The following is a 14,916-nucleotide window of genomic DNA, read 5'->3' as shown; positions in this document are numbered from 1 at the left end:
TTAAACCGGGCTACACCATAAAAAATTCAAAAAACTTCTTTACCAGTGACCAATGCATGAGTAAAATTTGTCGGCAATATTTTACACCCCCACTCCTCAACGGTGAGATATTGCCATGCTCAGGATTGCCAAAGAAGCGCTGACCTTCGACGATGTACTGTTGGTTCCAGCACACTCCACTGTTCTTCCGAATACCGCCGACCTGCGTACCAAGCTCACGTCTGCTATCTCCCTGAATATCCCGATGATTTCCGCTGCCATGGACACAGTGACCGAAGCCCGTCTGGCTATCGCACTGGCCCAGGAAGGCGGTATCGGCTTCATTCACAAGAACATGTCCATCGAGCAGCAGGCTGCCGAAGTGCGCAAGGTCAAGAAGTACGAGAGCGGCGTGGTCTCCGACCCCGTCACAGTACGCCCTGACATGACCATCGCCCAGGTCAAGGAGCTGAGCCACAAGAACGGTTTCGCCGGTTATCCTGTGGTGACCGAGGGGAACCTGCTGGTCGGTATCATCACCGGCCGCGACGTGCGCTTCGTGATCGATCTCTCCCAGACCGTTGAACAGATCATGACCCAGAAGGATCGTCTGGTCACCGTGCGTGAAGGGGCTCCTCGTGAAGAGGTGGTTGCCCTGATGCAGAAGCACCGTATCGAGAAGGTGCTGGTGGTCAACGCCGATTTCAAACTCAAGGGCATGATCACCGTCAAAGACTTCCAGAAAGCCGAGCGCAAGCCGAACGCCTGTAAAGATGAGCGCGGCCGTCTGCGTGTCGGTGCTGCCGTCGGTGCCGGTGCCGGTAACGAAGAGCGCGTCGCCGCCCTGGTGGAAGCCGGTGTGGACGTGCTGCTGATCGACTCCTCCCATGGCCACTCCCAGGGCGTGCTGGATCGCATCAAGGCGACCCGCGACGCCTATCCTGAGCTGCAAATCATCGGTGGCAATGTGGCGACCGCCGCGGGCGCCAAGGCGCTGGTCGCCGCCGGCGTCAATGCCGTCAAGGTCGGCATAGGCCCGGGCTCCATCTGTACTACCCGTATCGTGACCGGTGTCGGCGTGCCCCAGATCACCGCCATCTCCGACGCCGTCGACGCCCTGGAAGGCACCGGCGTGCCCGTGATTGCCGATGGCGGCATCCGCTTCTCCGGCGACGTGGCCAAGGCCATCGCCGCGGGCGCAAGCTGCGTCATGGTGGGCTCCATGTTTGCCGGTACCGAAGAGGCACCGGGCGAGATCGAGCTCTATCAGGGTCGCTCCTTCAAGTCCTACCGCGGCATGGGGTCCCTCGGCGCCATGTCCAAGGGCTCCAGTGATCGCTACTTCCAGACCGACAACGCCGCCGACAAGCTGGTACCGGAAGGTATCGAAGGTCGCGTGCCGTACAAGGGCCGCCTCAAAGAGATCATCCACCAGCAGATGGGCGGCCTGCGCTCCTCCATGGGCTTGACCGGTTGCGCCACCATCGACGACATGCGCACCAAGGCCGAGTTCGTGCGCATCTCGGGCGCCGGGATGAAAGAGTCCCACGTCCATGACGTGACCATCACCAAAGAAGCCCCCAACTACCGGATGGGCTGATGAAACGGGGCTCTGGCCCCGTTTCTCCACCTTTTTTTTATCCCGTGCTTTTTGTGACAACATCAGCCTGATGCAGGAATAAAATGACTAAAGATATCCACGCCCACCGTATCCTCATCCTGGATTTCGGTTCCCAGTACACCCAGCTCATCGCCCGTCGTGTCCGTGAAATCGGCGTCTACTGCGAGCTGTGGGCCTGGGATGTAACCGAAGAGCAGATCCGCGAATTCAATCCGAGCGGCATCATCCTCTCCGGCGGCCCGGAATCCGTGACCGAGGCTGGCAGCCCGCGCGCGCCCGAGTATGTCTTCAACGCCGGCGTGCCGGTGTTCGGCATCTGCTATGGCATGCAGACCATGGCCGAGCAGCTGGGCGGCAAGGTGCAATCCTCCACCCTGCGTGAATTCGGTTATGCCCAGGTCGAAGTGCTGGGCCACTCCGGCAAGACCAGCGCCCTCTTGCGCAACATCGAAGACGCCATCGCCGAGAACGGCCACGCCCTGCTGGACGTCTGGATGAGCCACGGCGACAAGGTCACCGAGATCCCGGCCGGCTTCACCACCATCGCCCAGACCGCGACCTGCCCCCATGCGGCCATGGCCGATGAGGCCCGTCGCTTCTACGGCGTGCAGTTCCACCCGGAAGTGACCCACACCCGTCAGGGTGCCCGTATGCTGGAGCACTTCGTCAAGGAGATCTGCGGCTGTGAATGCCTCTGGACCCCGGCCACCATCATCGACGACGCCGTCGCCCGCATCCGCGAGCAGGTGGGTGACGACGAAGTGATCCTGGGCCTCTCCGGCGGCGTGGACTCCTCCGTGGTCGCCATGCTGGTGCACCGCGCCATTGGCGATCGCCTCACTTGCGTCTTCGTCGACAACGGCCTGCTGCGCCTGAACGAAGGCACCCAGGTCATGGAGATGTTTGGCGATCACTTCGGCCTCAAGATCATCAAGGTCGATGCCGAAGAGCGCTTCCTCTCTGCCCTTTCGGGTATCGACGAGCCGGAAGCCAAGCGCAAGACCATAGGCCGCGTCTTCGTCGAAGTGTTTGACGACGAAGCGAAAAAACTGGAAAACGCCAAGTGGCTGGCCCAGGGCACCATCTACCCGGACGTCATCGAGTCCGCTGCCAGCAAGACCGGCAAGGCCCACGTCATCAAGTCTCACCACAACGTCGGCGGCCTGCCGGAAGAGATGAAGATGGGTCTGGTCGAGCCGCTGCGCGAGTTGTTCAAGGACGAAGTGCGCCGTGTCGGTCTGGAGCTCGGCCTGCCCTACGACATGCTCTACCGTCACCCCTTCCCGGGTCCGGGTCTGGGTGTGCGGGTGCTCGGCGAAGTGAAGAAAGAGTACTGCGATCTGCTGCGCAAGGCTGACGCCATCTTCATCGAAGAGCTGCGCAAGGCCGACCTCTACAACCAGGTCAGCCAGGCGTTCGCCGTCTTCCTGCCGGTGCGCTCCGTCGGCGTCATGGGCGATGGCCGCAAGTACGACTGGGTCATTGCCCTGCGCGCCGTCGAGACCATCGACTTCATGACCGCCCACTGGGCCCACCTGCCATACGACTTCCTGGGTCACGTGTCGAATCGCATCATCAACGAGATCAACGGTATCTCCCGCGTGGTGTACGACGTCTCCGGTAAGCCGCCCGCCACTATCGAATGGGAATAAGCGGCTAACGCCTATCCCTGCCGATAACGCAAAACTGTCAAAAAGACGCCCTTGAGGCGTCTTTTCTTTTTCCAATCGTTTGCGTTACAAATTCTGCATAAAAATAGGGCTCTTGCTTCAGAGTTCAGGGTTATTTTGGTGGACCCGAATTGGTACTATCTGTCGATGGTTGGGTCGTGCCTCATTAACTCGCTGTCGGGTTAGGACAAATTAGGAATGACCTTTTGAATCCCCTGACACTCAGAGGTATTGCTGCATATGAGATTTTTTGCCGACGGCCCATCCATTCCAGATCTTCTTCTTGAGCGGTGTGATTCTGGCAGAGTGGTATTTTTGTGCGGTGCGGGGGTTTCTATCCCATCAAAAATGCCCGACTTTGTTGAATTAACACGATATGTTGTCGATTTTTTCGACCCCACACCCGATTCCGGGATCATGCAGGCTTTCCAGCCATGGATTGATGACCATCTTGGTGAAAAACCAGGCATCAAGACGCCATTGGATCAAATTTTCAACCTGTTACATCAGGAATATGGCAGAGAGGAAGTGAATGCTCTGGTTACGGAGCGACTGCAAGCCTCTAATGGTACGGCAACGCAGGGTAGGGAGCATGAGTTAATCAAGCGGATATCGTCACGTCAGCCTGGTATTCCACAGATTGTCACTACCAACTTTGATCGTCTCTTTGAACTGGGTGATCATCGCTTAACCTGTCATGTTCCGCCAGCCTTTCCCAATATCTCCTTGGGAGCATCTCTTGACGGTATTACCTATTTGCATGGGCGTTTAGCGGATATTGGGTCCGAGCTACATGACTATGTATTGAGTAGTGCCGATTTTGGGCGGGCTTATCTCTCGGAAGCTTGGGCAACTAATTTTATGCGCACCCTGCTCGAGCACTTCACCGTGGTATTAGTGGGTTATCAGGCTGAAGACCCGCCCGTGAAGTATCTGCTGCAGGGATTAAATCATGATGGTCAGTTCGATCGCTCCAGACTCTATGCTTTTGATAAAGGTCGAGCAGAAGATATAGAGGCAAAGTGGCGTGATAGAGGGGTTACCGCCATAGCCTATGAAGATTATCCCCATCTCTGGAAAACTTTCTCTGGTTGGGCAGAACGTGCCGATGATCCACGTAAGTGGCGGGCATCAGTTATCGCGATGAGCCAGAAAGACCCGAAAGAGTTAACACCACATGAACGTGGTCAGGTCGCTCATGTTCTTCGTACAGTGCAGGGCGCGAGGTTATTTTCGGAGGTTGAACCGAAACCTCATCCTGAATGGATTTGTGTGATGGATGCAAATGTTCGACTCGCTAGACCTAAAGGTGAAGGCTGTGAGGATGATGAGTTTTTTGACCCCCTGCTCGCCTACGGGCTTGATGATGATCTAAGAGCAATACCCGGAGATGACCGCAGACAAGGTATCAGCAACGATAATATTCTTGCCTGGCGTGATGGTGATGATTATCCACGTGATTGTCATCGATTGGCCGGTAGTTTTGAAACTATCCCGAAGAGGCTTGGTCACCTCATCACTTGGTTAGGTGATTCTATAGACAGCCCCGTGATTGCTTGGTGGGCTATTAAATTGAACGGGCTTCATCCACAGCTACTTCAAAGATTTGAATGGCAGATAGAGCGTTCAGATACACTCCATCCGCGAGCTAGGCATATTTGGAATATCATCTTGGAATACCACAGTGATCCTCGAAATCGTCAGTGGAATGGTGACTGGTTTGATCTGCAAAGAAGAATAAAAATTGAGGGATGGGTACCTAGTGTTCTACGAGATTTCCGGAGGGCTTCTACACCACGTGTGGAGATCAAGTCCCCCTTTGGGCTCGGTCTTTACAAACCCCCGACAGAATCTTGGGAGAATATTAATTTTGGTGATTTAGGTCACTATGAGGTCGTATTCCTTGAGCGGCATAACGAAGATATTGATGTTCCCGATGATGTCCTGCCGCAAGTTTTTAGCATCCTAGTAGAGCAATTAATTATCTCATCAGGATTGCTAAGGGATATAGGTACATCCTACTTTCAGATACCGACCTGCTATCCGGATCGTCAGGTCGATGGAAAAAATTACATCACGAAAGCCGTGGAGGTTGTGATTTGGTTCGTCCAGCTTTTTGATCGATTAGCTGCTAAGTGGCCAGAATTGGCGAATGCGTATGTAACGACATGGTCTGCTACAGATAAATTCTTTTTCCGAAAATTAAAATTATATGCATTTAGTAAAGTAAATGTCTTTGAGGCTAACTATGTTGCTGAAGAAATATTATCTCTAGACCAAGAAGCATTTTGGGACATGGACATTTCCCGAGAGCTTCTTTTCTTACTTGTAGACAGGTGGAGAGAGTTTTCTCAGGACAATCAGAATAAAATTATTGACCGTATTTTGACTGGATGTGACAAGCGACCCCACTTATCGGATGAGGACTATCCAATACTTCGGGATGAATTCGCCGCAAGATACGCTCGGTATCTGGAACTACAAGGTTGTGAACTGACGGTAGATCGTAGTGAGCGGCTGGCTGAGATTACCAGAGACATTTTGGGGTGGAATGATGCTTGGGCTGCCTCGATGATCACCAAATACGGCTCTTATACGGGTTGGGTGAGGACTGATGAAAAACCGGATTCAATCTTAGAACTTCCCATAAAAGAAGTTATCTCCAAGGCAAAGGAAGACTTGAAACGGGACTTTGGTAGTTTTACCGAGAAGCGGCCCTTCACTGGCCTAGTGAAAGCTAATCCGCGAAAAGCGCTATCTGCGCTGACGAATGCAGGAAAGGCTGACGATTACCCAGAGGTTTTTTGGTCGGCCATGATCAATGAACTTCCCGCAGACATTACGCCCAGATTGAGACGGGTCTTCCTGAACCGATTAGTGCGACTCCCACAAACTGTTATCGCCAAGTTACATCATACCTTGGGCCAATGGCTCGAAAAGAACTTGGTCATGCTTCTTGAGTTTGATGATGCTCTTGGCTGGACTGTATACGATCATATCGCCGATGGCATCTTGAACGGTGGAGCAGATGTCATGAAAAGCGGTCTTGGTGAGGTTAGCCGAGGTGGGAAAATAATTCAGCAGTCTCGGCGTACATTCAACCATGCGATCAATGGCCCAGTTGGCATGTGTGTTGAGGCCCTTTTCCATGCCGTGCCAAGGGAGAAACAGGAAGCGGGATCACTCATACCGGACAATATCAAATCCCGTGTCGAGCGCCTGTTTTCGGCCCAAGGTGAAGGGGCGGATCATGCAGTGTCGATAGCGTGTAGCAAGCTGAATTGGATCATGTTCATCGATCCCACCTGGACAAAGGAATGTCTTCTTCCAATGTTGGCTTTCGAACATCCTGCTTCGGAGCCGGCTTGGAATGGTTTTCTTCATAGAGATGTGCCTTTGGGGCCATTGACCGAGATTATCAAGCCGCTCCTGCTTAACCTCATCCCGTGGATCGAAAAATTTTCTTGGGAGAGTGATTTTTCTGAGGTCGCGGCTCAATGGTTGGGTTTCATGAGGGTATTTCATCCAGATGAGGCATGTGGTCTTTCAAGACACGAAATGCGGATGGTACTTCGAACTATGTCTGACGATAGTCGAAATCGCTTCATCTATTGGTTAAGTTTGGTTGGGAAGAAAAATGAATGTGGCTGGATTAAACACGTCATCCCATTAATAGATGAGTGCTGGCCGAGAGAGCGCCGATATAGAACTTCTGTCTCTATGAGGGCCTGGATTGGACTACTTGATGATACCGGTGAGAATTTCCCCGCTGTATACGAAGTGGTGAAGAAATTCTTGGTGCCGGTGGAGACAAATGACCACCCATTCTATCGATTTACCCGAGAGATCAGTGATAAAGAGCCGCTTACGATGCTATTTCCTGAAGTGGCATTGGATTTGATAGACAGAGTAATGCCCCAGACTCTTACCCGTCCGCCATACGAATTACCAAAGATGCTAACACTGATTGCAGAAACCAAACCTGATCTAACATCAGATCCACGTTATTTACGTCTTGTCGACCTTGTTGAAATAAGCTAAATCGAGGGTTCCCATGAGTAAAAAATCGGTCAGTTGCCTGTTTGCCGGCATAAGTAATGCTGGTGATACCGCTAGATGCAAGAAAATAAAACAGGCGAACTCCAGCGCCAATTTTCTATAATGCCCCTTCTTTGTGGCCGCCGTGCGAGTGCCCGGCGGTGTCGTTGGCCGCGAGCCGGCCACCCCGATAGAGACGATCCCATGCATACCCTGGAACAGCTGCGCGCAGGCGAACTCTGCGGCGCCCGCCACCTCAAACTTGCCGAAAACCTGAGGGCGTTCCCCTCCGAAATCCTGAGCCTCAAAGAGACGCTGGAGGTGCTGGATCTCACCGGCAACCAGTTGAGTCGGCTTCCTGACGTGCTGGCCGAGTTCAAGAAGCTTCGCATCCTCTTCTGTTCCGAGAACAACTTCACCGAACTGCCAGAGGTGTTGGGGCGCTGCCCGGCACTCACCATGGTGGGCTTCAAGGCCAACCGGATCGCCACGGTTCCCGCCGCGTCGCTGCCGGCGGGGCTGCGCTGGCTGATCCTGACCGACAACGCCATCGAGCAGTTACCCGATGAGCTGGGTCAGTGCACCGCCCTGCAAAAGCTGATGCTCTCTGGCAACCGGCTGCGCGAGTTGCCGGCAAGCCTTGCCAGCTGCCAGCGGCTCGAGCTGCTGCGCATCGCTGCCAACAGGCTGGAGGCGCTTCCCGAGTGGCTGCTCGCTTTGCCGCGCCTCGCCTGGCTGGCCTATGCAGGTAACTCCTTTAGCGACAAGCAGGATCGCCGACTCGGCGAGACGGCAGCCGCGGCCGAGATCCCCTGGCAGGGGTTGACGCTGTGGGAGCAACTGGGGCAGGGGGCCTCCGGCGTCATCCATCGCGCCGAGCTGGCAACACCGGCGGGGCCGCGGGCGGTGGCAGTCAAGTGCTTCAAGGGGGCCGTGACCAGTGATGGACTGCCTCGCTGCGAGATGGCGGTGTCGCTCGCCGCAGGCAAGCACCCCAATCTCATCGGGGTGGCGGGCCGAGTCAGCGATCACCCCTCCGGCATGCCGGCCCTGGTGATGACGCTGATAGATCCCCGGTTTGTCAATCTGGCGGGGCCGCCGAGCCTGGACTCCTGCACTCGGGATGTCTATCCGGCGGATCTGACCCTCACCCCGAACGCCCTGATGGCCATGGTGCAGGGGGTGGCCGCCGCCGCCCGCCATCTGCATGAGAGGGGGATACTGCACGGGGATCTCTACGCCCACAACCTGCTGCACTCTGCTCAGGAACAGGGCCGGGTGCTGCTCGGGGATTTCGGCGCCGCCTCCTGTTATGACTGCGCCGACCGCGAGCTGGCTACCCGGCTCGAGCGTCTGGAGGTCAGGGCCTTTGGCTGCCTGCTGGAGGAGCTGCTGGCGCGCTGCCACCCCAGTGACGAGGCGCTTGGGGCGCTCCACTCACTGGCCGAAGAGTGTCTCCTGGAGGCGGTGTTGCAGCGCCCCTCGTTTGCAGAGATTGCTACCCGGATAGACGCCGTAGCCGCCACCATGGTGGCGGAGCCCGTCTGTGCCTGAGTGAGGTCGCCCGGGGGTCACCGGGCTGCCGCTACCGGTGCAGGGCGCCAGTCCCTGGTCAGGAGGCGAATATCTCGGAAACGACTCCTCGCGGCGCCTGTTGCTGTTGCAACCCTCTGTTTTGCAAAAAGGCGGGGCAGGGGACAACAAGGGTTGCACCGTCCCGATGAAGTTGTGATATTGATGCATCATTGCAGATGACGAGAGGATGATGATGGAAGCGGCGTTTTGGCATCAGAAGTGGAAAGAGAACCGGATTGGCTTTCATCAGGCAGATTTCAACCGCTGGCTGCAATCCTGGTGGTCGGCCCAGCAGCAGGGTGAGCCCGTACTGGTGCCCCTGTGCGGCAAGTCCCGCGACCTGCTCTGGCTGAGCGGTCAGGGGCATCCGGTGGATGGTTTCGAACTCTCGGCCCTGGCCATCAGCCAGTTTTTCAGCGAGAACGGCCTGACCGAGGTGCTGAGCGAGGTGGGCCCCTATCAGTGTCACCGGCACGAGGATCTGCGTATCTATCAGGGGGATTTTTTCGCCGCCCCCGAGCTTGGGCGCCGCTACCGGCTCGCCTATGACAGGGCCGCTCTCATCGCCCTGCCGACGGCCATGCGCCGCCAGTATGCGACCCTGATGAGCCGACTCATCGAGGCGGGTGGTCAGGTGCTGCTGGTGACCCTCGAGTATCAGCCGGAGCAGCAGGTGCAGCCGCCGTTCTCGGTGGGGGAGATGGAGGTACGCACCCTGTTCGAACGCGACTTTAGCGTGGAGGTGCTGGGGCGCGCCGCCGAGCTGGATCACCCCAGGGTGCTCTCGGGGCAGCTCTCCTATTTCGATGAGGTGGCCTATCGCCTGATCCGTCGGGGCTGAGGTGACAATGTGATCCCGTCAATGAAGAGGAGAAACGCGCTTCTTTACCTCCTTTGACATAGATCAACGTGACAAATCGGGGGAATGCCTAAGATGAGGCTGTTTCTCAATCACTGCAGGTGTCGACCGATACGCTCTGGTTTGAACCATTCGGCCGTTCATCGACCCAGTGTCTGATTTTCACGCTCATGTTCACTTTTGGCGGCTCTGGTCGCAATTGATTATGGTTTTTCCAGCCGACCCCCAGGGGTCGGCTTTTTATTGCCTGCAATCAGTCGTGGGATGGGGGAATGGGGGGGTATCGAGGCCTGATCAGGCCTCGAAGGTGGCGGCATTGAGCCGGAACGCACGTGGGTCATCGATGAACTGGCCGGTGATCCGCTCGTCGTGCTCGTGGCCCAGGCCATAGCTGCAGAGGATCAGTCGATCCGAGGTTCGTGAGCGCAACTGGGTGATAAAGCGCACCAGATCGGCGCGGCTGAGCCTGCCCACCTCCTCGCGCACCCGCTCCCGCTGATCGAAGCCCAGATCCTTGTTGCCTATGCTGACCCAGAGCCGCTGACCGCGGCTGCGCAGGTTGGCATCCCGCTCGCTGAGCTGGGCCTGCAGGCCCGCCTTGCTGTCCTGCCACTGCTGCTCGGTGAACTCCAGCATGGCCAGCGGGAAGAGATCGATGAACTCCTCCACCGCGTCCAGCAGGATCTGCGGCCCCGCCACCGGCGACTGTATATAGAAGATGAGGCCGGGGTGGCGGTTGAGGGGCAGGTTGCCGGCCCCCACCACGTAGCCCAGTTGCTGGCGGGTGCGCAGCTCGTGGAAGAAGGTGGAGGACATGATGTGGTTGGCCAGGGTGAAGCAGGCGAGATCCCGCGCCCGGGTGGTGCGGGACTGGTAATAGACCAGCAGCGCCGAGTCTTCGTGATCGCACCCCTGCTCGCGAATGAGGGTCCCCCTGTCCTGGATGGAGATGAGGGGGCGGCGGGTCTCCGCGCTGGGCTGGCTGCTGACGCCGAGGTGACGCTCCAGCAGGGCGGCCAGCTCAAGCGCCTCGGCGGCGGTCCAGTCGCCGTGCACCAGGGTCTCTATGTGCACCTCGGCAAAGAGTCGGGCGACGAAGTCCGGCATTTCGTCGAGTGCTATGGTGCGCAGGTGGCGCAGCAGCTGCTCGAACGGCGGGTTGTTCGGTTGCAGCAAACTGGTGAGCTGGTTGAACAGCTGGGAGATGGGCCTGGTCTTGGACTGGTTCTCCCAGTTGCGGATGAGCTGCTCCTTGATTTCGCTGAAGCGCGCCGGATCCGGGTAGCCCAGGGTACGGTTGCCGAGGATCATGTCGAGCAGCAGCGGCAGCTTGTCGGCAAAGCCGCTCAGGTTGATGGTAAAGCCCCCCTGATGGGCATAGATCTGGTAGCCGAGCCCGGCGAGTTCGGCCGGGTAGGTGAGGGCATTGAGGTGATCCGTGAGCAGCTCCACCGCCAGCCTGGCCATGGCGATGTGGCGCGGGCTTCTGACCGCATGCTCGCTGTCGATGGAGATATAGAGGCTCCCCTTGGGCACCCCAAACAGGTGCTCGTGCAGGTGCCAGAGGCGAAAGCCGGGGCGGTCGACCAGGCAGGCCGGCATGTCGGCACTGAGGGACGGCGTTCTGGCGTCGAGGCGGTTGCTGATAAAGGGGTTGGGGGAGGGCAGATGCAAGGTGGGATCCGGCTCGCTCTGCTGCCAGCGGATCTTCTCGGCCTCGGTGATGGCCTGGACGCTGTAGGGGGTCTGATACCAGCGGGCCAGGCGATCCGTGCTCACTTCCGGCGCCTGTATGGTGACGCGCAGGTTGTGGGGGGTGAGCTTGGCGAGGAAGCGCCGGATCAGGGACTCATCGTACTCGCGCATCATGTAGTCGCCGTGGAGCAGATCGTCCGGGGCATAGCTGAACAGGTTGAGCACCAGCCCCGAGACGGTGTCCAGCGCCCGGCCCCGCTCCTGGAACCGGAAAGCGGATTCGAGCACGCTGCGCTTCTCGTCATAACGCCAGGCCTGCAGGCCATGGCGTTCGATGAGTTTCAGGTAGCCGAACAGGGCGGCGATGATGTCGTCCACATGGGCAAGCCCGAGGGGCGTGAGGCCGAAGCTGATGCCGAAGTCCTTGAAGTTGGCGCCGCTGATGCCGCCTCCGGCGGCGAGCTGGTTGACCCAGCCTCTCGCCTTGAGCAGGGAGAGCAGGCTGCCTTCCCCTTCGTAGCCGATGAGGTGGCTCAGGAAGGTGAGGGGCTTCTTGTCGTAGAGGGCATCCACGCTCGGCAGCGGGAAGGTCAGCGCCAGTTTGCGGGTCTCCTTGACCGGGGCTATCTGGATGCGGATGCCGAGATCATCGAGCCGGTAGAGGGGCGCCGTGAGGGCGGGGGGGCCCAGGCGGCGATCCGGAATTGTGCTGAAGAAGCGCTCACACCAGGCCAGCTGGGTTTCAATGGATGCCGGAGAGAGCATCACGAGTGCCATGCGATCCGCACTGTAGTGGGTTTCGTAGAACGCAATAAGGTCGGAGCGCAGATCCCGGCCGGGCAAGTCCGCCAGGGTATCCAGGTTGCCGACCGAGAACTTGGAGAAGGGGTGGGCCGGGTTGACCGTCTCCTTGTGCACCTGATAGCTGCGGCGCACATCGTCCTGCAACTTGAGGCGATATTCGGAGTCGACCGCGTTGCGCTCCTTGTCGACCCACTCGGGGGCGAAGGTGGGGCAGATGAAGAACTGGGAAAAGCGATCCAGCCCCGCTTCGAAGAAGCCGTTGTCGATATCGAAGAAGAAGTTGGTGAACTCGGTGCCGGTCCAGGCGTTGTTGCTGCCCCCGTGGCGGCTCATGAACTGCTGGTACTCGCCGGGTTTGGGATAAGTACGAGTACCGAGGAACAGCATATGCTCAAGGAAATGGGCCATGCCCTGGCGATCGACAGGGTCATCAAAGTGGCCGGTGTTGACGGCCAGGGAGGCGGCCGATTTATCGGTCTCGGGATCGCAGATCAGCAAGACCCTGAGCCGGTTTGCCAGCTCCAGATAGTGATACCGCCGATGGTCGTTGGGACTGGCATATGGGCTCATTGGGGCGTGACTCGCGGTGAATTTATTTGAATTTAAACATGATTATCGACCCCGCTATCTCACGAGGCAAACCCTTTTCTGAGAGGTAGCGCAATTGTTTCCCCCGAGATGGCGGGGTAAGATCCCTCCGCTATTTAAACATGCCCCCTGGGCGAGGTTGTAATGAAAATCTACATCATGCGTCATGGCCAGGCTGGCATGAACGCAAAGACTGATGAACAGCGTCCACTGACCGAGCAAGGCATCGAAGAGTCCATCCACATGGCGAGCTGGTTGGCCCCTCAGCTGGCCGGCTCCCTGAGCCTGGTGATCCACAGCAACTACCTGCGTGCCAGACAGACCTGGCAGGCGATCTCTGCCGAGCTGCCCGAGGCCCTCAAGGTCGAGGAGAGCGGCGAGATCACCCCCTACGGGGATCCGGCCTTCGTGGCGAGTTATCTCACCGCGCTGGCGGCGACCCACGACAACATCCTGATGGTCAGCCACCTGCCCCTGGTCGGGTATCTGGTGCAGAGCCTCTGCCCGGCGGCGGGTGCCCCCATGTTTGCCACCTCGGGGTTGGCTTGCATCGAGTGGCAAGATGGCAAGGGGGCCTTGCTCTGGCTGGAAGGACCGCATACAATACGGTAAAAGTTAATAAAAAGTTACAGATTGGTTTTTTGGGGAAGAGAGAATCGATTTTTCCGGTTTTTTATACAAATTTAACGGAATTATCTCGCATAAGCTGCTGTCATACGGATACAACTGCAAGAGGTTGCAAACGATGAGAGTGTTCAAGAAGTACCTGCCACTGATGGTGGCAAAGCATGTAAAAACCTTCTTCAAGGGACGGATCTACATCCACGGCAGGGGGCGCTTCGATTTCCAGTCGGGCCTGCTGATGATGCCACTGCAAGCCGATATTCCCCACCGCCAGACGGTGCTCGAAGTCAACGAGCTGATATCGAGGCTGCACATGGATGCCGCTTGAATCGCATCTATGGTGTCATCTCCCCCTCATGCCCGCCCAGTGCGGGCATGATTGCATCTGGGCCTCTGTGACACCTCTCAGGCCTCTTCAAATCGATTTTCGGATAAGGTTGCCGCGCCCCGCATCAGCGTGCTTGCTTATCCTGTTTGCCTCTCTATACTGCCGCGAAATATCCGCCCCCTTTCTCTGGACATAGCGATGCCCCTTGCTTTCCTGTTCCCCTTCTCCTGCATGGCCATCTGGGCCGGCAACGGCATCGTCAGCAAGCTGGCGGTGGGGGTGCTCTCGCCGGCCGCCCTGGCCTGGTCGCGCTGGATGGTGGCGGCCCTGGTGCTGACCCCCTTCCTCGCACGGCGGGCCTGGCGCATGCGTGACAAGCTGCGGGCCGGTTTCTCCCGGCTGGCCATGCTGGCCCTGCTCGGCATGGTGCTGAACCAGACCTTCGGCTACTACGCGGCCCAGACCCTGGGGGCTACCGAGATCGGGCTGATGATGGGGCTGACCCCGCTGATGACGGTGCTGCTCAGCATCTGGCTGCTGCGCGAGCGCCCCACCTGGGGGGCCCTCGTCGGCGGTGTCATCTCCATCCTGGGGCTCGCCATCCTGCTGGGGCAGGGGGATCCGACCCGGCTCTTCACCCAGGGCATCCACATCGGATCCGTCTACATGCTGCTGTCGGCGGCCACCTATGCGCTCTACAGCGTGCTGCTCAAGCGCTGGGATCTGGGGCTCGACAACTGGTCCATGCTCTACGGCCAGGTGCTCTGCAGCCTGCTGTTCCTCACCCCCTTCTACCTGTTGGTGGATGGCAAGTGGCCTGATGGCAGCGCGCTCTGGCTCATCCTCTATGCGGGGATCCCGACCTCGGCCCTTTCCCCCTGGCTCTGGATGCAGGGGATAGCCCTGCTCGGGGCCAGCCGCACCGCCATCTTCATGAACCTGTTGCCTGTGATGACGGCGGCCCTGGCCATCAGCTGGCTGGGAGAGACGCTCACCAGCTATCACCTGATCGGCGGCGGCATGACACTGCTGGGGGTGCTGCTGGCACAGCTGCTGGTCAAGCCTGTGATGGTGCGGCGGCGGGCCCGGCTCGCGATGGCCGGTTGCCAGGAAGATTGAACGAAAAGACCGCCTT

9 protein-coding genes are annotated in these 14,916 nt (G+C 58.0%); 8 read left to right on the top strand and 1 reads right to left on the bottom strand.

What is annotated here, in order from left to right:
* The first annotated feature begins 115 nt into the window (after nt 1–115).
* From guaB to WIR04_RS11470, 5 genes are all read left to right on the top strand, one after another.
* Complete coding sequence (guaB, locus tag WIR04_RS11490) at nt 116–1,579, top strand: IMP dehydrogenase (protein ID WP_307764526.1); 1,464 nt, start codon at nt 116–118, stop codon at nt 1,577–1,579.
* 83 nt (nt 1,580–1,662) lie between these two features.
* A complete protein-coding gene (gene guaA / locus WIR04_RS11485) occupies nt 1,663–3,252 on the top strand; it encodes a glutamine-hydrolyzing GMP synthase (RefSeq protein ID WP_338886989.1) in 1,590 nt (529 codons plus the stop codon).
* Between the two features lie 258 nt (nt 3,253–3,510).
* The gene (locus tag WIR04_RS11480; RefSeq protein WP_338886987.1) at nt 3,511–7,311 is read left to right on the top strand and encodes an SIR2 family protein; all 3,801 of its coding nucleotides are present in this window, start codon (nt 3,511–3,513) and stop codon (nt 7,309–7,311) included.
* 201 nt (nt 7,312–7,512) lie between these two features.
* Nucleotides 7,513–8,862 (top strand): leucine-rich repeat-containing protein kinase family protein, encoded by a 1,350-nt coding sequence (locus tag WIR04_RS11475; protein WP_338886985.1) that lies wholly within the window; start codon nt 7,513–7,515, stop codon nt 8,860–8,862.
* A 214-nt stretch (nt 8,863–9,076) separates the two neighbouring features.
* Nucleotides 9,077–9,724: a thiopurine S-methyltransferase gene (locus WIR04_RS11470; protein WP_338886984.1), complete on the top strand. Its 648-nt coding sequence runs from the start codon at nt 9,077–9,079 to the stop codon at nt 9,722–9,724.
* Between the two features lie 312 nt (nt 9,725–10,036).
* On the opposite strand, the gene WIR04_RS11465 is transcribed toward WIR04_RS11470, so the two are convergent.
* Nucleotides 10,037–12,811 carry an insulinase family protein gene (locus tag WIR04_RS11465; protein ID WP_338886983.1) on the bottom strand — a complete coding sequence of 925 codons (2,775 nt, stop codon included), beginning with the start codon at nt 12,809–12,811 and terminating at the stop codon, nt 10,037–10,039.
* 162 nt (nt 12,812–12,973) lie between these two features.
* On the opposite strand from WIR04_RS11465, the gene sixA reads away from it, so the two are divergent.
* From sixA to WIR04_RS11450, 3 genes are all read left to right on the top strand, one after another.
* On the top strand, nt 12,974–13,441 hold the full coding sequence (sixA, locus tag WIR04_RS11460) for a phosphohistidine phosphatase SixA (protein WP_025326806.1): 468 nt from the start codon (nt 12,974–12,976) through the stop codon (nt 13,439–13,441).
* A gap of 133 nt (nt 13,442–13,574) precedes the next feature.
* Nucleotides 13,575–13,781: a DUF1107 domain-containing protein gene (locus tag WIR04_RS11455; protein WP_005324080.1), complete on the top strand. Its 207-nt coding sequence runs from the start codon at nt 13,575–13,577 to the stop codon at nt 13,779–13,781.
* A gap of 198 nt (nt 13,782–13,979) precedes the next feature.
* Nucleotides 13,980–14,900: a DMT family transporter gene (locus tag WIR04_RS11450; protein WP_338886980.1), complete on the top strand. Its 921-nt coding sequence runs from the start codon at nt 13,980–13,982 to the stop codon at nt 14,898–14,900.
* Nucleotides 14,901–14,916 lie beyond the last annotated feature (16 nt).

Source organism: Aeromonas rivipollensis (assembly GCF_037811135.1).
Classification (GTDB): domain Bacteria; phylum Pseudomonadota; class Gammaproteobacteria; order Enterobacterales; family Aeromonadaceae; genus Aeromonas; species Aeromonas rivipollensis.
Note: the sequence above shows the minus strand (reverse complement) of the source record. Positions and strands in the feature narration are given on the sequence as shown.